General features: G+C 70.1%; 22 protein-coding genes and 1 tRNA gene. 11 read left to right on the top strand and 12 right to left on the bottom strand.

Annotated elements, in window-relative coordinates; genetic code table 11:
• The first annotated feature begins 85 nt into the window (after window positions 1-85).
• The gene (locus tag LO762_RS00785; RefSeq protein WP_230611434.1) at window positions 86-736 is read left to right on the top strand and encodes a TetR/AcrR family transcriptional regulator; all 651 of its coding nucleotides are present in this window, start codon (window positions 86-88) and stop codon (window positions 734-736) included.
• Window positions 737-804: 68 nt separating this feature from the next.
• Here LO762_RS00785 and LO762_RS00780 read toward each other — a convergent pair whose 3' ends face one another.
• The 7 genes from LO762_RS00780 to galU all read right to left on the bottom strand — a co-directional run bounded on the left by LO762_RS00780 (window position 805) and on the right by galU (window position 5,946).
• A complete protein-coding gene (locus LO762_RS00780; RefSeq protein ID WP_230611431.1) occupies window positions 805-1,110 on the bottom strand; it encodes a hypothetical protein in 306 nt (101 codons plus the stop codon).
• A gap of 276 nt (window positions 1,111-1,386) precedes the next feature.
• Window positions 1,387-2,025, bottom strand: coding sequence for a hypothetical protein (locus tag LO762_RS00775; protein ID WP_230611428.1), 639 nt, complete (start codon window positions 2,023-2,025; stop codon window positions 1,387-1,389).
• A 202-nt stretch (window positions 2,026-2,227) separates the two neighbouring features.
• Window positions 2,228-2,833: a GNAT family N-acetyltransferase gene (locus LO762_RS00770; RefSeq protein ID WP_230612798.1), complete on the bottom strand. Its 606-nt coding sequence runs from the start codon at window positions 2,831-2,833 to the stop codon at window positions 2,228-2,230.
• Window positions 2,834-2,869: 36 nt separating this feature from the next.
• Window positions 2,870-3,358 (bottom strand): molybdenum cofactor biosynthesis protein B, encoded by a 489-nt coding sequence (locus LO762_RS00765; RefSeq protein WP_230611426.1) that lies wholly within the window; start codon window positions 3,356-3,358, stop codon window positions 2,870-2,872.
• Window positions 3,355-3,831: a cyclic pyranopterin monophosphate synthase MoaC gene (gene moaC, locus LO762_RS00760; RefSeq protein WP_308103164.1), complete on the bottom strand. Its 477-nt coding sequence runs from the start codon at window positions 3,829-3,831 to the stop codon at window positions 3,355-3,357. Before moaC ends, LO762_RS00765 begins: the two co-directional genes overlap by 4 nt.
• A complete protein-coding gene (gene glp, locus LO762_RS00755) occupies window positions 3,828-5,027 on the bottom strand; it encodes a gephyrin-like molybdotransferase Glp (RefSeq protein WP_230611424.1) in 1,200 nt (399 codons plus the stop codon). The genes moaC and glp overlap by 4 nt, the downstream gene beginning before the upstream one ends.
• 13 nt (window positions 5,028-5,040) lie before the next feature.
• Complete coding sequence (gene galU, locus LO762_RS00750) at window positions 5,041-5,946, bottom strand: UTP--glucose-1-phosphate uridylyltransferase GalU (RefSeq protein ID WP_230611422.1); 906 nt, start codon at window positions 5,944-5,946, stop codon at window positions 5,041-5,043.
• 34 nt (window positions 5,947-5,980) lie between these two features.
• On the opposite strand from galU, the gene LO762_RS00745 reads away from it, so the two are divergent.
• The 4 genes from LO762_RS00745 to LO762_RS00730 are packed head-to-tail and all read left to right on the top strand — an operon-like array spanning window position 5,981 to window position 9,540.
• Window positions 5,981-6,586, top strand: coding sequence for a 5-formyltetrahydrofolate cyclo-ligase (locus tag LO762_RS00745; RefSeq protein WP_308103163.1), 606 nt, complete (start codon window positions 5,981-5,983; stop codon window positions 6,584-6,586).
• A gap of 9 nt (window positions 6,587-6,595) precedes the next feature.
• Window positions 6,596-7,579 (top strand): D-isomer specific 2-hydroxyacid dehydrogenase family protein, encoded by a 984-nt coding sequence (locus LO762_RS00740; RefSeq protein ID WP_230611419.1) that lies wholly within the window; start codon window positions 6,596-6,598, stop codon window positions 7,577-7,579.
• A gap of 60 nt (window positions 7,580-7,639) precedes the next feature.
• The gene (locus LO762_RS00735) at window positions 7,640-9,154 is read left to right on the top strand and encodes a potassium/proton antiporter (protein WP_230611416.1); all 1,515 of its coding nucleotides are present in this window, start codon (window positions 7,640-7,642) and stop codon (window positions 9,152-9,154) included.
• 56 nt (window positions 9,155-9,210) lie between these two features.
• Window positions 9,211-9,540, top strand: coding sequence for an FmdB family zinc ribbon protein (locus LO762_RS00730; RefSeq protein ID WP_230611413.1), 330 nt, complete (start codon window positions 9,211-9,213; stop codon window positions 9,538-9,540).
• Between the two features lie 258 nt (window positions 9,541-9,798).
• Here LO762_RS00730 and LO762_RS00725 read toward each other — a convergent pair whose 3' ends face one another.
• A complete protein-coding gene (locus LO762_RS00725) occupies window positions 9,799-10,845 on the bottom strand; it encodes a M15 family metallopeptidase (RefSeq protein ID WP_230611410.1) in 1,047 nt (348 codons plus the stop codon).
• 227 nt (window positions 10,846-11,072) lie between these two features.
• Between LO762_RS00725 and LO762_RS00720 the strand changes: the two genes are divergently transcribed.
• Window positions 11,073-11,145 (top strand) — tRNA-Arg (locus LO762_RS00720).
• Between the two features lie 130 nt (window positions 11,146-11,275).
• Here the strand turns inward: LO762_RS00720 and LO762_RS00715 are convergent.
• From LO762_RS00715 to LO762_RS00705, 3 genes are all read right to left on the bottom strand, one after another.
• Window positions 11,276-11,632 (bottom strand): hypothetical protein, encoded by a 357-nt coding sequence (locus LO762_RS00715; RefSeq protein ID WP_230611407.1) that lies wholly within the window; start codon window positions 11,630-11,632, stop codon window positions 11,276-11,278.
• Window positions 11,633-11,783: 151 nt separating this feature from the next.
• The gene (locus LO762_RS00710; protein WP_230611404.1) at window positions 11,784-12,041 is read right to left on the bottom strand and encodes a hypothetical protein; all 258 of its coding nucleotides are present in this window, start codon (window positions 12,039-12,041) and stop codon (window positions 11,784-11,786) included.
• A gap of 360 nt (window positions 12,042-12,401) precedes the next feature.
• A complete protein-coding gene (locus tag LO762_RS00705; protein WP_230611401.1) occupies window positions 12,402-13,235 on the bottom strand; it encodes a helix-turn-helix transcriptional regulator in 834 nt (277 codons plus the stop codon).
• A gap of 293 nt (window positions 13,236-13,528) precedes the next feature.
• Here LO762_RS00705 and LO762_RS00700 point away from each other — a divergent pair, with 293 nt between their 5' ends.
• Window positions 13,529-14,107, top strand: a complete 579-nt coding sequence (locus tag LO762_RS00700) for a sigma-70 family RNA polymerase sigma factor (protein WP_230611399.1) — start codon at window positions 13,529-13,531, stop codon at window positions 14,105-14,107.
• A 183-nt stretch (window positions 14,108-14,290) separates the two neighbouring features.
• Window positions 14,291-15,925, top strand: coding sequence for an alpha/beta hydrolase (locus tag LO762_RS00695; protein WP_230611396.1), 1,635 nt, complete (start codon window positions 14,291-14,293; stop codon window positions 15,923-15,925).
• Between the two features lie 57 nt (window positions 15,926-15,982).
• Here LO762_RS00695 and proS read toward each other — a convergent pair whose 3' ends face one another.
• The gene (gene proS, locus LO762_RS00690) at window positions 15,983-17,431 is read right to left on the bottom strand and encodes a proline--tRNA ligase (RefSeq protein WP_230611393.1); all 1,449 of its coding nucleotides are present in this window, start codon (window positions 17,429-17,431) and stop codon (window positions 15,983-15,985) included.
• A gap of 414 nt (window positions 17,432-17,845) precedes the next feature.
• Between proS and LO762_RS00685 the strand changes: the two genes are divergently transcribed.
• Genes LO762_RS00685 through LO762_RS00675 form a run of 3 tightly spaced genes read left to right on the top strand, consistent with a single transcriptional unit; the run spans window position 17,846 to window position 20,008 of the window.
• Window positions 17,846-18,634, top strand: coding sequence for an ABC transporter permease (locus tag LO762_RS00685; RefSeq protein WP_230611382.1), 789 nt, complete (start codon window positions 17,846-17,848; stop codon window positions 18,632-18,634).
• A gap of 10 nt (window positions 18,635-18,644) precedes the next feature.
• A complete protein-coding gene (locus LO762_RS00680; protein ID WP_230611379.1) occupies window positions 18,645-19,451 on the top strand; it encodes an ABC transporter ATP-binding protein in 807 nt (268 codons plus the stop codon).
• Between the two features lie 44 nt (window positions 19,452-19,495).
• Entirely contained in the window at window positions 19,496-20,008 is a 513-nt protein-coding gene (locus LO762_RS00675) for a YbhB/YbcL family Raf kinase inhibitor-like protein (protein WP_230611376.1), read from the top strand.
• Window positions 20,009-20,011: the final 3 nt, after the last annotated feature.

The following is a 20,011-nucleotide window of genomic DNA, read 5'->3' as shown; positions in this document are numbered from 1 at the left end:
CGTCCCCCTCCGGGCGCCAATTACGTTACATGCCGGAACGTAACAGAATTGGCCCCGGCGGCGCCAGCCCCGGTACGCTGGCGTCATGTCCCCATCGCGCGGCGCCGCCACGGGCAGCGGGGCCGGTCGGCCGCGCGACCCGCAGATCGACGACGCCGTGCTCGCCGCCGCGCTCACCGTCCTCGACCAGGGGGGCTACGCGGCCCTCAGCCTCGAAGAGGTCGCCCGGCGCGCGGGCACGTCAAGGCCCGCGATCTACCGGCGCTGGCCCGGACGCGCCCCCCTGGCGCTCGCCGCCATCGCGACCCGGCTGGACGTCCCCACGCCCCCCGACACGGGCTGCACCCTGTGCGACCTCGATGAGAGCCTCTCGGTCTTCCTCGCCGCCTACCGCACGATCCGCCCGGACGTCCTCACCGCCCTGTACGCCGAGTGCGCCACGGACCCCGACCTGCGCGCGCGCTATCTGGAAACCGTGGTCGAGCCCTCCCGCCACGCCGTGGCCCGCACCCTCGACCGCGCCCGCGCGCGGGGCGACCTCCGCCCCGACACCGACCCCGCCCACCTGCTCGACCTCCTGGCCTCCCTCGTCCACTACCGCGCCCAGTTCGGCCACCACCTCACCCCGGCCGAAGCCACCAACACCGTCGAAACCCTCCTCCGCGGCGCCGCCACCGACTACCCGGCCCTCCTCGCCCACGCCCGGACCACACCCCACCCCGCCCACCCCACCTGACCCGCGCGGCCTCGGCTACCGGGGACGCCAGCAGGCCGCCCCCGGTAGCGGGTGTCCGCACTTCGGCGTCAGGTGCCGGCCGGGCGGGTCTCCCAGTCCTCGAAGGGCGGGGTGACGACGTAGGCGGGGTCGCAGTAGTAGCGAATCCATTGGGCGGTCCGGTAGTAGGCGTCGCCGTCGTCCACCTGGCCGTCCTCGTCGATGTCGAGGACGTTGGTGAAGATGGTGAAGGCGGTTTCCAGCGCCGCCGGGGACTTCGTCAGGACGGGCAGGTAGTCGACACCGTCGAGGAGGTCGGGGTCGAGCGTGCCGTTGGCCAGGTAGAGGGCGAAGAAGCGCAGACTGGCACGAAGGTCTTCGGGGAGTTGAGCCATGCCCGATGATAGGACTTCCGGCGGCTCCGGCGCGGACCTCAACACCACCGAACTCCACCCTCCGGCACGCCCCGCCCCGCGACGTCCTGACCCGGCGCCACAGCCCCGCGCGGCGCCACAGCCACACCCAACCGCACCGCCGCCGCCAAGCCCGCCGTGGCGGCGCACAGGGCCCGCAGCGGCACCGCGTCATCGCCCGACGGACCCGCCTTCGGCCGACGGTGCGCGAGATCAGCCGGGAAAAGCGGTTTGGTGGCGAAGCGGGGTGGGTCGGGGTCAGTCGTTGACGGCGCGCGGTTGGTCGGCGTACTGGTCGAAGACCTCGTCGCGGGCGACGACGGGCTCGGGGCGGGTGGTGAAGGGGAGGATCTCGGCGATGGGAGCGGGGGCCGGGGGCGGGACGGCGGCGCGGCGGGCGGCCGCCTCGGCGGCACGGCGGGCCGCGGTGCGGGAGGCGTCGATCCGGCTCGCGGCGCGCAGCAGCGCGAAGTGCGCGAGCAGCAGCAGCACCGGCGGCACCGTGATCCACCAGGGCGCGGCGGTGAACGCGGAGGCGAAGGCGGACACGGCGGCGACCAGCGTGAGCGTCGTCGTGTTGCGGCGCCGCCGGGCCATCACAGCCGAGCGGCGCGCCCTGCGGTGCCCCGCAGTGAGCGGCTGCCTGACCGGCGCGCGGACGGGCTCCGGCACGTCGAGGTCGTCGTCCTCGACCTCGACCTCATCCTCGATCTCCTCGGTGGGGGCGGCGACAGTCTCCGCGTCATCGAAGGTGTAGTCGTCGTACTCGGCGGCGGGGCGGCGGGCCAGAAGGCGGGTGAAGCCGGAGGGGGTGTCTGAATCACGGTGCAGCCACATGGGTACAAGAACGACGGCCCACACCGCGACGATGGCCAGGTAGAGGAGGGTGCTGCTCATCGACATCCCCCCGGGACCGGCTCACGGCGAGCACACCCGGGAGCGATGCGGCTCCGGGACGTTGGCATGCTCACGTTCCGCACGGTAGGACCGGTGCCTAGTCTTGACGAGCATAGGGGACGGTGTGTCGTGAGATCTCTCCAGTGATGACCCGTTCTTGAGCGAAGTTTTCTCGATCGTGAGGATCATCCGGGGTTTGCCGTTAGTGCCGGGCCCGCTGCGCCCGCCACCGGGTGGCCAGTCCGTCCGGAACGTCCTCTGCCGTCAGGGCGTAGCAGATGTGGTCGCGCCACGCCCCGTCGATGTGCAGCTGACGGCGGCGCACGCCCTCGTCGCGGAAGCCGAGCTTCTCCACGACCCGGCGCGACGCCGCGTTCTCCGGCCGGATCGCCGCCTCGACGCGGTGCAGCCCGACGGTGAGGAAACAGTGGTCGACGGCGAGCGCGACGGCCGTCGGGGTGATGCCGCGCCCCGCGTACGCCCGGTCGATCCAGTAGCCGACCTGCGCGCTACGCGCCGATCCCCACACGATCGCGCCGATCGTCAGCTGGCCCGCGAAGACACCCTCGTAGGTGACGACCCAGGGCAGCGACAGCCCTGTGCGGGCCTCCCTGCGCATGGTGTGGATCATGCTGTAGTACGGGCCGAGGCCGCTGCGGAAGAGCGGCGTCTCAGGGTTGGTGGGCTCCCACGGCCGCAGCCAGTCGGCGTTGCGCACGCGCACGTCGCGCCAGGTCGCGGCGTCCCGCAGCCGCAGGGGCCGCAGGCCGACAGGCCCGTCGGTCAGGGTGACCGGCCACCCTCGCATCCGTTCCACACCCACCATGATTGCGCGGCCGGGGCGTCATCCGCCATCGCCCGGTCGCGGATGGTCGCCTCCGCCGATCTGGGAGACGGCGTGGGCGAGCACCGGCCCAAGGACGGCCATACCCTCGCGGACGCCACCCGTCGAGCCGGGGAGGTTGACGATCAGGGTGCCGCCCGCCGTCCCGGCCAGACCGCGCGAGAGGATCGCGGTGGCGACCGAGCCGCGCTGCCGGATCGCCTCGGCGATGCCCGGAACGTCCCGTTCGATCACCTGGCGGGTCATCTCCGGGGTGCGGTCGGTCGGGGTGAGCCCTGTGCCGCCGGAGGTGACCACCACCTGGTAGCCCTCCTCGACGGCCTCCTTGAGCACGCTCAGGACGGGCTCCCCGTCCGGCACCACACGGGGGCCGTCCACCTGGCAGCCCCACTCGCGCAGGAGTTCGGCCAGCAGCGGCCCCGAGCGGTCCTCGTAGACGCCGCCCGCAGCCCGGGTCGAGACGGTCACCGCTAGCGCGCGCACGGTCATGGCTCCTCCGGACGGTTCCAGGTACCTGTCTTGCCCCCGGTCTTCTCCACGACGCGCACGTCGGTGATGACGGCGCCGGGATCGACGGCCTTGACCATATCGACCAACGCGAGCGCCGCGACGGAGACGGCGGTGAGGGCCTCCATCTCTATGCCCGTCCTGTCGGCCGTCTTGGCACGCGCCTCGACGAAGACCCCTTCGTCGGTGACGCGCAGATCCACCTGCACGCCGTGGATCGGGATCGGATGGCACATAGGCACGAGGTCGGGTGTCTTCTTCGCGCCCATGATGCCCGCGATACGGGCGACGGCGAGGGCGTCGCCCTTCGGCACGCCGCCCTCGCGCAGCGCGGCGACACAGGAGGCGGAGAGGCGGACGAAGCCCCGTGCCGTCGCGGTGCGCACGGTGACGTCCTTGGCCGAGACATCGACCATGCGGGCCGCGCCCGACTCGTCGAGATGGGAGAACTTCACGAGGGCAGCCTAAGGACCTCGACCTCGGCGCCCGCCGGCAGCTCCGTCACCTCGGCCGGGACGACGATGAGGCCGGACGCCGCGGCGAGCGCCGCCATCTGGTGGGATCCCTGCGCCGTCGCGGGACGGACCCGGTAGCCGCCTCCGGTGAAGGCGAGGACGCCGCGTAGGTACTGCTGGACGCCTTCGGGCGACGTCAGGGCGGATTCGCACACGGCCGTCACGGTGGGCAGCCCTTCGGCGGGCAGGCCCTGGAGGTAGCGCAGCGCAGGGCGGACGAACACCTGGAACGACACGTACGCGCTCACCGGGTTGCCGGGAAGGGTGAAGATCGGGACGCGTCCGTCCAGGAGTCCGAACCCCTGCGGCTTGCCGGGCCGCATCGCGACCTTCTCGAACTCGACCTCTCCCCCGCCCGAAAGGACGGCCTTCACCACGTCGTAGGCGCCCATCGAGACGCCGCCGGTGGTGATGACGGCGTCGGCGCCCTCCAGTTCGGCGTCCAGGGCCGCGCGGACCTTCGCCGGGTCGTCGCCCACGAACGACCGCCGCGTCGCCGCCCCGCCCGCCTCAGCGACGGCGGCGGCCAGCATGAAGCTGTTGGAGTCCCAGATCTGGCCGTGCTCCAGCGGGACGCCCGGCGGGCGCAGCTCGTCGCCGGTGGACAGCACGGTGACGCGCGGCCGCGGCCTGACGAGCAGGTCCGGCCTGCCCGCCGAGGCCGCGATGCCGAGCTGGGCGGCGCCCAGCGGCGTCCCGGCCGCCAGCACCGTCGCGCCGCGCCGCACGTCCTCGCCCGCGCGGCGGATGTAGTTGCCGACCGGGGCCCCGCGGTCGATCCGGACCTCGTGGGCGCCGCCGTCGGTCCACTCGACGGGGACGACGGTGTCGGCGCCCGGGGGCAGCGGCGCGCCGGTCATGATGCGCGCCGCCTGCCCCGGCCGGATCCCGTGCGCCGCGGCGTCGCCCGCCGGAATGTCGGTGGCGACGGGTAGCGTCACCGGTGGCGTGGCGAGGTCGGACGCGCACACCGCGTATCCGTCCATCGCCGAGTTGTCGAACGGGGGGAGGTCGACGGGTGAGGAGACATCTTCGGCGAGCACGGTCCCGGCCGCCTCCAGCAGCGGAAGCCGGACGGGCGGCAGCGGGCTGAGCCGCGCGACGATCGCGGCGAGGTGCTCCGGGACTGTTCTCATGCCCCCATGTATTTCACGACTGGCGGTCGGCCACGAACTCTCGCAGCCAGCCGAGGAAGTCGGCGCCGAGGTCCTCGCGCTCGGCCGCGAACTGCACGACGGTGCGCAGGTAGTCGAGCTTGTCGCCGGTGTCGAAGCGGTTGCCGCGGAACAGCACGCCCCGGACTCCGCCGCCGTTCTCCGACGGCATGGTGGCCAGGGTGCGCAGCGCGTCGGTGAGCTGGATCTCGCCGCCGCGTCCGGGCGGGGTCTTGGCGAGCACGTCGAAGACCTCGGGGTCCAGGACGTAGCGGCCGATGACGATCCAGTTGGAGGGCGCGTCCTCGATCGAGGGCTTCTCGACGAGGTCGGAGACCTCCACGACGTCGTCCTCGACGTTGCCGGAGATCGCGGCGCAGCCGAACTTGGAGACCTGGTCGGGCGCGACCTCCATGAGCGCGACGACGCTGCCGCCGTACTGCTGGCGCACCTCGATCATGCGCTGGAGCAGCGGGTCGCTGGCGCCGATGAGGTCGTCGCCGAGCAGCACCGCGAAGGGCTCGTTGCCGACGTGCTGGGCCGCGCAGTGCACCGCGTGGCCGAGGCCCTTGGGCTCACCCTGCCGGACATAGTGGATCTGCGCCAGGTCGGCGGACTCCTGGATGGAGGCGAGCCGCACGGTGTCGCCCTTGTGCCGGAGCGCCTCCTCCAGCTCGTAGGCGCGGTCGAAATGATCCTCGATGGAGCGTTTCGACCGACCGGTGATCATCAGGACGTCGGAGAGGCCGGCCGAAACCGCCTCCTCGACGACGTACTGGATCGCGGGCTTGTCCACGATCGGCAGCATTTCCTTGGGCGTCGCCTTCGTCGCGGGCAAGAATCGGGTGCCGAGTCCTGCTGCGGGAACCACTGCCTTGGTTACGGGTGAGATGTCGGCCATAGGAAAAACCCTAGTCAACTGAAGGGAGTGTCGGGTGCAGGAAGACGTTAAGCCCTCGTTGCGAACCCATATACGTCAAGCTAGGAGTGTTCTACCCAGTTCCGAACAGGACCGGGCGAGCTCTGCCATACGCGACACCCTCCTGACCGTCCCCGAGCTTGAGATGGCGTCTTCCATCGCAGCTTATGTCTCGGTGGGTAACGAACCGGGCACGAAAAGTCTCCTCTTCGCCCTGTGGAAGCGGGGTTCTTACGTTCTGTTGCCGGTCGTCCGAAAAGACGGCGAACTGGACTGGGCGTCCTATGAGGGCCCCGAGTCGCTCCAGGCGGGCCCGTACGGCCTTCTGGAGCCCACCGAGCCCCTGCGCGGGGCGGACGCGGTCAAGGCCGCCGACGTCGTCCTGGTGCCCGCCCTGGCCGTCGACAGGCGCGGCAACCGGCTGGGGCGCGGCGGCGGGTTCTACGACCGGGCGCTGGCGCGGGTCGGCCCCGCGATCCTCACGGTCGGCGTCGTCTACGACGGCGAGTTCCTCGACGAGATCCCGGCCGAGCCGCACGACGTGCCGGTGCGCGCGGTGGTGACGCCCTCGGGTTTCCACAGGCTGGGGACAGCCTCCCGTGACGCCGCCGCCGTCCCCTAGGGTGCGGTCATGTGGAAGATCGCGGCGCTGCCGCCGCTGCCCGTGGAACTCATCGACGGCCTCTTCGCCGACGTGCGCGACCGTGCCGAGTTCGCCGTGCCGGCCACCCGCGACACCGCGGGGCTGCACGCCGTCCTCGCTGACGCCGACGCCGTCGTGGGCGACTTCACCGGGGCGCTCGCGCTCGACGCCGCCGCCGTCCTGGCCGCGCCGCGACTCACGTTCGTGCAGATGCCCCAGGTCGGCGTCGACAGCTGCGACCTCGACGCGCTGACGGCGGCGGGCGTCGCCGTCGCCAACACGCCGGGCGCCAACACCAGGGCCGTCGCCGAGTGGGCGGTCGGCGCGGCGTTCGCGCTCTGCCGCCGGCTGGCCTGGGCGGACAGGCGGGTGCGCGAAGACAGCTGGCCGCAGCTGGAGATCGGCGGCCGCGAGCTGCACGCCCAGCACGTCGGCGTCGTCGGGTACGGCGCGATCGGCGCCGAGACGGCCCGGCTGTTCTCCGCGCTGGGCTGCCGGGTCTCCTACTGGAGCCGTACCCCGAAGCCCGACGCCGTCGCCGCCTATCTGTCGCTGGAGGAGCTGCTGTCCACCGCCAGCGTCCTCGTCGTCGCGCTACCGCTGACGCCGGAGACGCACGGGCTCATCGGTGAGCGGGAGCTCGCCCTCCTGCCGTCGGGGGCGCTGCTGGTGAACGTCGCGCGCGGCGGCATCGTGCCGGACGCCGCGGTGCTCGCCGCGCTGGAGTCCGGCGCGCTCGGCGGCGCCGCCCTCGACGTCTTCGAGGCCGAGCCGCTCCCTGCCGGGCATCCGCTGCGCACGCACGAGAACGCGCTGCTGTCGCCGCACGCGGCGGGCGCGAGCGGCCAGGCGCAGCTCGCCATCATCGGCGAGGTCGTCGCGAACGTCACACGGCTGGTCTCCGGCGAGCCGGTGCGGCACGTCGTCAACGGTCTCGGCCCGCACATCGAGCGCCGTTCGTCAGTTTCGTAACATTCGTACGGTCCCTACCAGACTGTTCCGTTCGGGATAATTGCCGGGCGGAGGTGATCGGTGGGGCTTGACGAGTGGCTCGCGTTCGGCGCGGCGATGGTGCTTGTGGCGATCGTGGCCGTCCGGCTCTCTTACCGGCTGGGGCTTCCGAGCCTGCTCGCCTACCTCGGCCTCGGGCTCCTGCTCGGCGAGGCCGGACCCGTCGGGATCCACTTCGACGACGCCCAGCTCGCGCAGACGCTCGGGCTCACCGCGCTCGTCATCATCCTCATCGAAGGCGGCCTCACCACCGACTGGCGGCACATGCGCGGCGGCGTGCCCGCCGCGATGTCCCTCGCCGTCGTCGGCACCACGGTCAGCATCGGCATCGTCGCCGCCTCCGCCCACTACCTGCTCGGCGCCGACTGGCGGATCGCGCTGCTCCTGGGCGCCGTCCTGGCCCCGACAGACTCGGCCGCCGTCTTCTCCGTACTCCGCAGGCTCCCGCTACCGCCCCGGCTGGCGGGCATGCTCGAAGCCGAGTCGGGGTTCAACGACGCGCCCGTCGTCATCCTCGTCGTCATGCTGAGCACCACGTCGCACGGCGGGTCCGGGGTGGGGTCGCTGCTGGCCGTCCTCGGGTACGAGCTGGCCGTGGGCGGGGTCGTCGGGCTGCTCATCGGATGGGGCGGAGCCTGGGTACTGCGGAAGGTCGCGCTACCGGCGTCCGGCCTGTACCCGCTGGCTGTCATGTCGCTCGGGTTCGGCGCCTACGGCAGCGCGGCCATGCTGCACGCGTCAGGCTTCCTCGCCTGCTACCTGGCGGCCCTCGTCCTGGGCAACTCCGGGCTCCCGCACCGGCCCGCCACCCTGGGATTCGCCGAGGGCGTCGCCTGGCTGGCGCAGATCGGGCTGTTCATCATGCTCGGCCTGCTCGCGTCGCCTTCCGAACTCCCCGGACAGCTCGTCTTCGGCGTCGTGGCCGGGCTCATCCTGTCGTTCGTCGCCCGACCCGTGTCCGTCCTCATCGCCACCTTCGGCTTCAAGGTGAGCTGGCGGGAGAAGGCGTTCCTGTCCTGGGCCGGCCTACGCGGCGCCGTCCCGATCATCTTCGCGACCGTCCCCATGACGCACGACATCCCCGGGTCGGACGCGATGTTCTCCGCCGTCTTCATCATCGTGGTGATCTTCACGCTCGTGCAGGGGCCCACCCTTCCGTTCCTCGCCAAACGGCTCAGGATCACCGAGGAGGGACAGCCCGCGGACCTCGGCGTCGAAGCGGCGCCACTGGAGGCGTTGAAAGCCGACCTGCTCCAGATCAGCATCCCGCACGGGTCGCGGCTCGCCGGGGTCGAGATCTTCGAACTGCGGCTGCCCAAGGGCGCGCAGATCACCATGGTGCTCCGCGAGATCGTCGGAACTGGGGGCATGCCGGAGAAACACAGCTTTGTCCCCGGTGACCACACGGTGCTCCAGGGCGGCGACTCGCTGCTGGTCGTCACCACGGCGGCCGACCGCGACGAGGCCGAGAAACGCCTGCGCGCGGTCAGTAGACAGGGCAAGCTGGCGGGCTGGTTCGGAGAGCACGGAGACTAGACGTACTATTGGCAGTCGGCGATGCCGAGTGCCAACAGCGTTGCGAAGGAGTGACCGTGCCCACGTACCAGTACGCGTGCGCTGATTGCGGCGAAGGGCTGGAAGTCGTCCAGAAGTTCACCGACGACGCCCTGACCGAGTGCCCGAACTGCGGCGGCAACCTTCGCAAGGTCTTCTCCGCCGTCGGCATCGTGTTCAAGGGATCCGGCTTCTACCGCAACGACAGTCGCGGTTCCGGCAAGTCCTCGACCCCGGTGACGACGACCTCCGAGAAGAAGGCCGAGACGAAGTCCGACTCGGCTCCCGCGAAGACCGAGTCGTCGTCTTCCTCGACGTCCTCGTCGCCCTCGACGTCGTCGAGCACGGGTTCCACGTCCTCGACCTGACGCCGGGTTCGCCCCGGTTCGGGAGATCCAAGCGGAACGCGCACGCCGGTCGGCGGGCGCGTTCCGGCGTTTCCCCGAACCCCCGAAAGCCCCTGGCGCACGGCGTTTCCGCGGTTATCCACAGGCGTCTGAGCAGAATTCTCAGCGGCGGGTTAACGTGCCGGGGACGGCCGCGACGGGCGTGGCCGGCGATTTCGGGAGGATCAATGACCCGCGGTCAGCACACCCGTGGAAACCCCGTCGCGTGGCGCGCCGGGCTCACCGGTCCTCGGTGCCGTACTCCCAGTGCCACGGCTCGAACGGGCTGCTGTAGGCCCACGCCGGGTGGAACCAGCCGTAGCTCTTCGCGTTCGCCTCCAGCCAGGTGAACTGCAGCGAACCGGATCTCTCGACGCCGCCGCACAGGTCGAGCGCCTGGCCGAGGCCGTGGTTGCTGCGGCCCGGGATGGCCGCGAAGCCCGGCCTGGCGTAGTAGAGCCGCTGCTGCTCGGCGAGGTCCCGGTAGGCGTCGTTGACGCACATGTCCACGCCGAACCGCTTCTTGTAGGCGGCGTTGAGCTTCAGGAAGGCCAGGGCCGCGTCGGCCCGCAGCAGGAACCCCTTCTGCGGGATCTGGCACAGGTACTTGCTGGGGATCAGGCCGTTCGGGAACTTCAGCGAGTCCTGGACGAGGCTCGTGTCACACAGGAGGGTGAGCTTGGTGTCCCGGTCCAGATCGAGCCGTTTGAGCATCTTGGTCAACTGGCCGTTGAGTTCGGCGATCCGTTTGAACAGCGCCTTCTGCTGCTTCTTGATCTTCGCCTGGTCCAGGTTCGTCTGCGACTGCAGGTCCTGGGCGTCGTTGGCGAGCGTCTCCCGCCGCTCCCGCAGCTCCTTCGCCGTGTTGATCAGCGCCTCGTCACTCCCGGCGAGGAAGTTGACGTCCGCCGAGGCCCGCAGCGCCTCGATCGGCCCGCCGGGCCCGAAGATCGACAGTGGTCCCGACGCCGCGGGCGCCTGGTACGCGGAGTTCGCGAGCTGCGCGAGCGGTTCCCGGATCTCCTCGAACTGCGCGTCCGCCGCCGCCAACTGCGCCAACGTGTCCCGCAGCCGCTTCTTCGACTGCTTGACCGTCTTACGCAGCTCCTTCAGATCCTTGTCCAGCCCCTGCAACTCGTTCCGAGCCTTCGTCGCCTGCCGCCGCAACTCCTCCACCTGGTCCACCGAAGGCTTCACCGCCGCCACCCCCGGCGACCCCTCCACCACAAGGAGCAACCCCACAACCACAAACGCCCAGACCAGCCTCGCAAACCGTGAGGTCAGCACCGCAGGTCCTCCGCACGACCAAGTTCCAACAACCAGCGCTCGAACGCTACTACACCCCCACCCCTCCCCGACCACCCCCACAAACCCCACCCCAGCCACCCCCCAATCCGCCACCCCCCACCATCCAACGCCCACCCGCCCAACCACCCGCCGCCCCTCCTCGTCCCCCACCAATGAAAGCCAGGACACGCCCCAGCCCCAAAACCTGTAAGCTTGCCCCGCACCAAGGCCCCGTAGCTCAGGGGATAGAGCAACGGTTTCCTAAACCGTGTGTCGGAGGTTCGAATCCTCTCGGGGCCGCTTCCCAGACCAGCCAAAACCCCCGCCTGACCAGGCAGAACGCTAGCCAGCCGGGGATTCGGCTTGTGCTACTGATTGTCACGGTGAGCCGCTGGAAGCAGCGCGCTACGGGCACAGCACGGGCACGCGATCAAGAACCAGGGGCTTGGCCGCCGAGGACCTGGTCGATCCGTGAGTGCCAGATCCGATCGAACCCAGCGAGGATCTTCGAGTAGATCCGGTTCAGAACTTCCACGCTCTGCCCCGCCCACTCCGCCACCTGACGCTCCGGAACCCCGGCATAGAGCCGGACCGTGATCCCCGAATGCCGAAGGTCGTACGGCCGCGCCAACAGCACCGAGGGCAGCAGGTTCGGCGGCAACCCCAGTTCGCGGGCGCGATGCCACACCCGGTCGTAGGTCGATGGGCTGATCGGATTCCCATGGACACTCCGGAAAATCCGACCGTCCGGACCGACGCCGAACAGGTCGATGTGCGCGCGCAGCATGGCCACAAGTTCAGGTGGGATCGGTACCGGTCGTACCGCCTTGCGCGGCCGGTGCTTCAGTCCTCGCTCCTCATGGACGCGTCCGCTGTCGGTCCAGCTCTTACCTGGCGACGGGTTCGCCTTCTCCAGGATGAGTTCTCCCCATCCCTCATCAGGTAGGAGGCAGTCCTGAATCCTGAGCCCGATCAATGAGTTGGCGGGGTTCGTCCAGGCGGAAGAAGACGGCGCCTAGGCCGTTGTCGAAGGGTGCCCAGCGGAAGGCGGGGTCATCTGGGTCGTCGAGGAGGCTGAGTTCCCAGGGGGTGCGGGAGATCAGGGCGAGGGTCTTGTTGAGGGCCAGGTAGGCGGATTCGGGGAGTCCGATGGTCTGGTGCGCGCCGGCGGCGGCGAACTCGACACGCCAGGTCATGCGCTGGCGGACCGCCTCAGAGCGCCGATCTCCTCAAGGCTGTAGGTCTGCCCCTGTCGGGTCGAGGGCTGCTTCCCTGGCCTCCCAGAAGCCAGGCTGACCGTAGGCGTCCGCACGGACGCTCCAACTCTGCAACAGCGCCCACAGCGCGTGGAACCCGTCCGGCCGACGCGCTCCGCGAGGGCTCCGATCCCTCCGGCGACGAGCATGATGGCGAGGATGGTGAGGCAGCCGACCTGCTTGGGGCTGAGCCGGTGCTTGGCGGGCTGGGGAGGTGGGGGGTGGTGCGCCGGGTGGGCCATGTTTGGCTCGCTCTGTGGGCGGGTTGTGCGGCGGCGGGTTTGGGGGCGTTGTTGGGGGTTAGGGGGTGGGGGTTAGGTGGGTGGGGGTGGTGGCGGGGGGGTTGGCTAGGACGCAGAGGTGTTCCATGGTGCGGAGGTGGGTGTCTACGGCGGTGGGGTGGTCGTGGTGGGTGGAGCCGGTGAGGGAGTGGGTGAAGACGGTGTCGGGGAGGTCGGGCTGGGGGAAGCGGAGGAGGGTGAAAGGGCCGGCGGTGGCGGGGTGGGCGCCGGACTTGAAGGGGAGGATCTGGAGGATTACGCCTTTGAGGCTTAGGAGGTGGGCGAGTTGGGCTTGGTGGATCTTCTCGTCGCCTACGGGGCGGCGGAGGACGGCCTCGTCCAGGACGGCCCAGAGGCGGGGGCCGTCGGGGCGGAAGAAAGCGTGCTGGCGGCGTTTGACGATCGTCACGCGCGTCTCCAGCTCGTCCGGGTGCGCCTTGGGGTGGGCGGTGCGCAGGAGAGCGCGGGCGTAGTCCTCGGTCTGGAGCAGGTCGGGGACGAACTGGGGCGCGTACGTCCGGATGAGGGACGCCGCCTCCTCCAGACCCAGGTACGTCGTCATCCACGCCGGGATGACATCGGAGTACTCCTGCCACCAGCCCGGCCGGTTGGCCGCCGCCGCCAGGTCGAGGATCGGCTGACGTTCGTCGGCTTCGGTAACGCCGTAGAGGGTGAGGAGGTCGGCGACGTCACGTTCCTTAAAACCGACCCGGCCGAGCTCCATCCGGCTGATCTTGGATTCGGAGGAGCGGATCGCGTACCCGGCGTCGGCGCGGGTGATGCCGCGCGCCTCGCGGAGCCGCCGGAGCTGCCCGCCGAGCTGGATCCGGCGGGTCATCGAACCGGAACTCATCGCCGACCGCCCTCCACCACCACAGCGGCATCCCGCCGACACCGTTCCGGTGCGTCGCCCCGGCCTCCTGCACGTGCATATGCACGGACGGCCGAAAGCTTACCGAAGCCGCGCGCCCGGAGTCCACGGAACGCTCTATCCGCACGGTGCGCGTCGCACCTTCCAAGGGCTTTTGTCTGGTGAATCATAGTTTGGAGGGTTTTACCCACTCTTTGTGGGGTGCGGGCGGCTCCGGTGGTGGACTGGATATGAAGTACGCGCCGCACCGGCCCCGGTGGCGAAGAGGAGGGTTGATGACGACAACGACCACGGCCGAGAAGAAGACCGAGCGCTACGAACGCGACGTGCTCCCTCTGGCCGATCCCCTTTACGCCAGCGCGGTGCGCATGACGCGCAACAGCGCCGACGCCGAGGACCTCGTCCAGGAGACCCTCGCCAAAGCCTACGTGAACTTCCACCAGTTCCAGGAGGGGACGAACCTCAAAGCCTGGCTGCACCGGATTCTGACGAACAACTTCATCAACTCCTACCGGAAGAAGCAGCGCGAACCGCAGCGGACCGGCTCCGACGAGCTGGAGGAATGGCAGCTCGCGCAGACCGAGTCGTCCATCTCGGGGCTGCGCTCGGCCGAACGCGAGGCGCTCGACCGTATCCCCGACTCCGACATCGTCGCCGCCATGCGCGACCTGCCTACGGACTTCCGTAACGCCGTCTACCTTGCGGACGTCGAAGGCTACGCCTACAAGGAGATCGCCGAGATGATGGGCACCCCCATCGGCACGGTGATGTCCCGCCTGCACCGCGGCCGCAAGCAGCTCCGCGAGGCGCTCGCCGAGCACAGTCCGAACGTGCCCCGCGCACGCGCCGCCTGACGCCGCCGACCACCGACAGGGCCGCCCAACCGCGGCCCCGTTTGACGTGTCCGGCGTTTCCGTTAGGCAACGGAGACGACCAAGACGGACATTTCTTAACCTCTCCAGCAATACGCTCCTTGGATCTTCCGTGCGAACCGCCCATAACGGCGTCGCGCGCCATCCGAGGAGGACCCCCCGACCATGCGCCGTCGTGCCCTCGTGGCGGCTGTCTGCCTGACGAGCACCCTCATCCTGCCTACGGCCCCCGCCCTTGCCGCCCCACCCTCCGATCCGGCGACGGAGGCCGTCTCCCGGCTCCCCCTCCAGAAGCTCAAGTGGCAGCGCTGCCTGGAGCCCGGCGTGCCCGCGCGGTACGCGCGGCTCCAGTGCGCCACCCTCAAGGCCCCGCGCGACTGGGCCAAGCCGAACGGCCCGAAGATCACCCTGGCGATCAGCCGACTCAAGGCCAAGAGCGGCAAGCCCAAGGGCGTGCTGTTCACCAACCCCGGCGGGCCAGGACAGGTGGGGCTGTTCCTTCCGCTGATACTCATGGACGCCGGACGCACCCGCCTCCTCCAGACCCAGGACGTCATAGGCATCGACGTCAGAGGCACCGGTTACAGCACCCAGACCCGATGCAAGGACGCCTACTACTACCCGGGCCTCGACCCGCGCGACCGGAGCGCGCCGAGCATCAGGCGCCAACTGGAGGAGGGCGCCTCGACGGCCGGTGCCTGCCAGACGGGCGGCGGCCTGCCCTCCCGGTACGTCACCACCGCGCAGACCGTGCGGGACCTGGAGTGGATCAGGCGCAACCTGAAGACGTCGAACGGCAAGGCCGTCACCAAGGTCAACTGGCTCGGCTACTCGGCCGGGACGTGGCTGGGCGCCCACTACGCGGCGGCCTTCCCCAAGCGCGCGGGACGGTTCGTGCTGGACTCCAACACCCAGTTCACCGGCACCTGGCAGCAGGACAACCACCGCCAGCCGCTCGGTTTCCAGCGCCGCTTCGCCCGCGACTTCGCCCAGTGGGCGGCAAGGTACGACGGGCTGTACGGCCTGGGCACGACCGCGCCCGGCGTCGTCGCCCGCTACGAGGCCGTCAGAGCCGCCATCGCGGGCCTGAGCGGCGTCGAGGTGGAGTACGTCGACGGCACCACGGACATCCTCTACGCGGCCGATCTGGACTACCTGGTGGCGATGTCGCTGTACTCCAAGATCCAGTTCCCCGGCCTCGCCGCCGACCTGCGCGCCCTCTCCCCCGTCATCGCGGACGCCGCCGCCCGCGCGCTGCCCGTCCGGCTGCGCGCGCCCGACCCCTACGCGGGCGAAAACCCGACGTTTATCAAGATCCTCTGCAATGACACGCCGTTCCAGGGCACCCCGGCCCAGCACGCCGCCAAGTCCACCGAGATCGGGCGCAAGTACCCGCTCGTCGGCTACTCGCTCACGTCCGACCCCTGCGCGCACTGGAAGCGTCCCCAGGGCGTCAAGCTGAAGCGGCCGACAGGCAAGGGCCTGCCTCGCGTGCTCATGATCCAGTCGCGGACGGACGCGGCCACGCCGTACGAAGGCGCGGTCATCGCCCACCGCAAGTACAAGAACTCAAGGCTGGTCACGGTGAACAACGAGGGCGACCACGCCCTGTACGCCTCGGGCAACGCCTGTGTGGACAAGGTCGTGGACGCCTACCTGATCGACGGCGTCTACCCGAAGAAGGACCGGACGTGCCCCGGCGTGCCGATCCCCGCCCCCGCGAACGGACGGCTCGCGGGCGTCCCGGACAACCCGCTGCTGCGGGCACGGGAGCTGGCCGGGACGCTCAAGCTCGGTTAGGCGAAGCCAGGAGGGGCGGGCCCTATAGGGCCCGCCCCTCCGTTTGGTCTTGGGCCGTCAGTACGACTTGCTGAAGATGACGCGCTTGCCGTAGGCGGACGGGGCGTCGCACTTCACGCAGGTGCCCTCGGCGGGCTCGCCCGCGGTCGGGATACAGCGCGGGGTGGCTGCCGTCTCGGCCTTGATCTCGTCCTCGCAGGCGGTGGTGCCGCAGTGCAGGGCGAGCGCCCAGCCTTCGGCGACCTGCTCGGTGAACGCCTCCCAGGTGTCCACCTCGGCGGTGTGCGCGTCGCGGAACTCCTCGGCGCGGCGCAGCAGGAACGCGTGGAAGTCCTCCAGGATCTCCGGCACGCGCGCGGCGATCTCGCCGAACGGGATCTGCTCCTTGCCCTGCCCCTCGACGGTCGGCAGCCGCCGCGCGAGGGTGACGACGCCGCCGTCGATGTCGCGCAGGCCGAGCTCCAGCCGGACGGGGACGCCGCGCATCTCCCAGTCGTTGAACTTGAAGCCGGGCGACAGGTGCGGCCGCTTGTCGTCGACGTGCACGCGGACTCCTGCGGCCTTCAGCTCCGCCGCGACCTCGTGCGCCTTGGCCGCGGTGACCTCGGCCTGCTCCTTGCGGCCCAGCGGCACGATGACGACCTGGTAGGGCGCGAGCCGGGGCGGCAGGACGAGGCCCTTGTCGTCGCCGTGGGTCATGATGACGCCGCCGATCATGCGGGTGCTCATGCCCCAGGACGTGGTGTGCGCGAGGGTCAGGTCGCCGTTCTCGTCCTGGTAGTCGATCTCGAACGCCTTGGCGAAGTTCGTCCCCAGATAGTGGGAGGTGCCCGCCTGGAGGGCGCGGCCGTCCCGCATCATGCCCTCGATGGTGTAGGTGCGCACCGCGCCCGCGAAGCGCTCGCCGGGCGTCTTCTCGCCGGGCACCACGGGCATCGCGGCGAGGTCGCGCGCGACCTTCTCATAGGCGTCCAGCGCCCAGAGGGTCTCGCGCATGGCGTCTTCCTCGTCGGCGTGGGCGGTGTGGCCCTCCTGCCAGAGGAACTCGGTGGTGCGCAGGAACATGCGGGGGCGCATCTCCCAGCGGACGACGTTGGCCCACTGGTTCAGCAGCAGCGGAAGGTCGCGGTGTGAGTCGATCCACTTGGCCATGTACTCGCCGATGACCGTCTCGGACGTCGGCCGGACGACGAGCGGCTCCTCCAACTGCTTGCCGCCCGCGACGGTGACGACGGCGAGCTCCGGCGAGAAGCCCTCGACGTGTTCGGCCTCGCGCTTGAGATAGGACTCCGGAATGAACAGGGGGAAGCACGCGTTCTCGTGCCCGGCGTCCTTGATCTTGGCGTCGAGATCGGCCTGGATCAGCTCCCAGATCCGGTACCCGTACGGCCTGATCACCATCGTGCCGCGCACCGGCCCCCGGTCGACGAGGAGTGACTGCACGACCACGTCGTTGTACCAGGCGGAGAAATCTTCGGACTGCGGAGTTACACCTTCTCGACTCACGCGCCAAAGGCTACCGAAGACGCGACGGCCCCGGACGTGGCCTGTGGATAACTCCCTCGGACGGCCCGTCGCGGCGCCCGACCGGACGGGTGTGGAACACTGCTTCATGCCGCGTTCACAGCCGTGAGATAACGGACAGGTCAGGCCACGGGAGAAAGATCTACCAGCGGTGGATCACATGGCGGCTAATGTCCCATGCGCGGCTTCGGCTGCAATAGGCTCTGCGCCATGAGTCACCCGGAACGGCCCGCAAGCGGCCCCACCGGCAGTCTCACCGCACCCCCCGCATCCCAAGGGAAGTCCGGCGAGTCACTGACCGCGTTCGCCGCTCGCCACGGCCTGACCCAGAGCGCCGCCCGCCCCTCCCTCGGTCTCTATCTGACCAGACTATGGGGACGGCGGCATTTCATCTGGATGTTCGCCTCGTCCAAGAGCAAGGCGATGTACACCTCGTCGAGGCTCGGGCAGCTCTGGCAGGTACTGACCCCCATCCTCAACGCGGGCGTCTACTTCCTCATCTTCGGGCTGCTCCTCGGCGCGAAAGAGGGCATCCCGGACTACGTGCCGTGGCTCGTCACGGGCGTCTTCCTGTTCTCGTTCACCCAGCGGTCGGTCACCTCCGGGGCCAAGTCCGTCGGGACGAACCTCTCGCTCATCCGGGCGCTGCACTTCCCGCGCGCCACCCTCCCGCTCGCCTACACGGTGGTGGAGTTCCAGCAGGCGATGGTCGCGCTCGCGGTGCTCTTCGCCATCGTCATGGCGTTCGGCGTCATGCCCGCGCTGACGTGGCTGCTGATCATCCCGATCGTGGCGCTGCAACTCCTGTTCAACATGGGGATCGGCCTGATCGTCGCCAGGCTCGGCGCGTTCACGCGGGACATCTCCCAGCTCATCCCGTTCATCACCCGGACCTGGCTGTACGCCTCAGGCGTGATCTTCTCCGTCGCGAGCCTGCACGACCGCTCGGACTTCATCAAGGAGAACCCCTGGATCAGCGACGTCCTGGAGATCAACCCGGGCTACGTCTACATCGAGCTGGCCCGTCAGGCCCTGCTCCCCCCCTACGTCGCGCAGACCGACCCGCAGGTCGCGGCGACCAACCCGGGGACGCTCTGGGCCTACGCGGTCGTCTGGGCCGTCGTCGTGCTGGTCGGCGGCTTCTACTGGTTCTACCGGGCCGAGGAGAGGTACGGACGTGGGTAGAGCTCTTGAGGTGGCAGAGAAAGAGCAGGCGCGCCACGTTCCGCCGCCGGTGGTCATCGACACCACCCGGCAGCCGATCGTTGTCGTAGACGACCTGCACATCAAGTACAAGGTGTACGGAACGGTCCGGGAGAAGGGCACCGGGGCCAGCGCCCTCGGCCGGATCCTGCGCGGGCGCAGCCGCCCCCAGATGACCGAGATCCACGCGGTGCGCGGCGTGTCCTTCGTCGCGTACAAGGGCGACGCGATCGGGGTCATCGGCACGAACGGCTCGGGCAAGTCGACGCTGCTGAAGGCGGTCGCGGGCCTGCTGCCCCCGGCGGCGGGCGGCGTGTACACCGACGGGCAGCCGTCCCTGCTGGGCGTCGGGGCCGCCCTCATGCGGGACCTGACGGGCGAGCGCAACATCATCCTGGGCTGTCTGGCGATGGGGCTGACGCCGGAGGAGACCAAGGAGAAGTACCCGGAGATCGTGCAGTTCGCGGGGCTGCGCAAGGGGTTCATCAAGTACCCGATGAGCACCTACTCCTCGGGCATGGGCGCGCGGCTGCGGTTCGCGATCGCCTCGGCCCGCACCCACGACGTGCTGCTGATCGACGAGGCGCTGGCCACCGGCGACGCCAAGTTCCGGCGGCGCAGCAAGCGCAAGATCGAGCAGATGCGCAAGAACGCGGGCGCGGTGTTCCTCGTCGCCCACCAGCTGGACGTGGTGGCCGAGACCTGCAACCGGGTGCTGTGGCTCGACGAGGGGCAGATCGTCATGGACGGCAGCCCCGAAGAGGTGATCGCCGCGTACACCGAGGCGATCAACAAGTAGCTCACTAGAGTGGCCTCCATCACCGGTTGATGGAGGCCATTCCCATGCCCGCACCACTCCCGTTCGACTTCCTCCCGGAGGTACCGCCCCTCACGGTGACGAGCACGGACGTCACCGACGGCGGCACCCTCGCCAGCGCCCACGTGTTCGACGGATGGGGCCACTCCGGGGGCAACGTCTCCCCACGGCTCGCCTGGTCCGGCGCCCCCGAGGGCACGCTGAGCTTCGCGGTCACCGTCTACGATCCGGACGCGCCGACCGGGTCCGGCTTCTGGCACTGGCTGCTGTGGGACGTCCCGGCGCACGTGACGGAGCTGCCCTCCGGCGTCAGGGCCGACGACCCGGTCGGGATCCAGGGCCGCAACGACTACGGCGACAACGCCTTCGGCGGGGCAGGGCCGCCCCCCGGCCCGGCGCACCGGTACGTCTTCGCCGTGCACGCGCTCGACGTGCCGTCCCTCGGCGTCCCGGCGGACGCCCCGGCCGCCCAGGTGGGCTTCAACATCACCGCCCACACCCTGGCCCGTGGCTACATCGTCGCCACCTACGGCGTCTGAGGG

It is taken from the genome of Actinocorallia sp. API 0066 (assembly GCF_020991275.1).
In the GTDB taxonomy this organism is placed as follows: domain Bacteria; phylum Actinomycetota; class Actinomycetes; order Streptosporangiales; family Streptosporangiaceae; genus Actinocorallia.
This window is presented reverse-complemented; position numbering and strand designations above follow the sequence as displayed.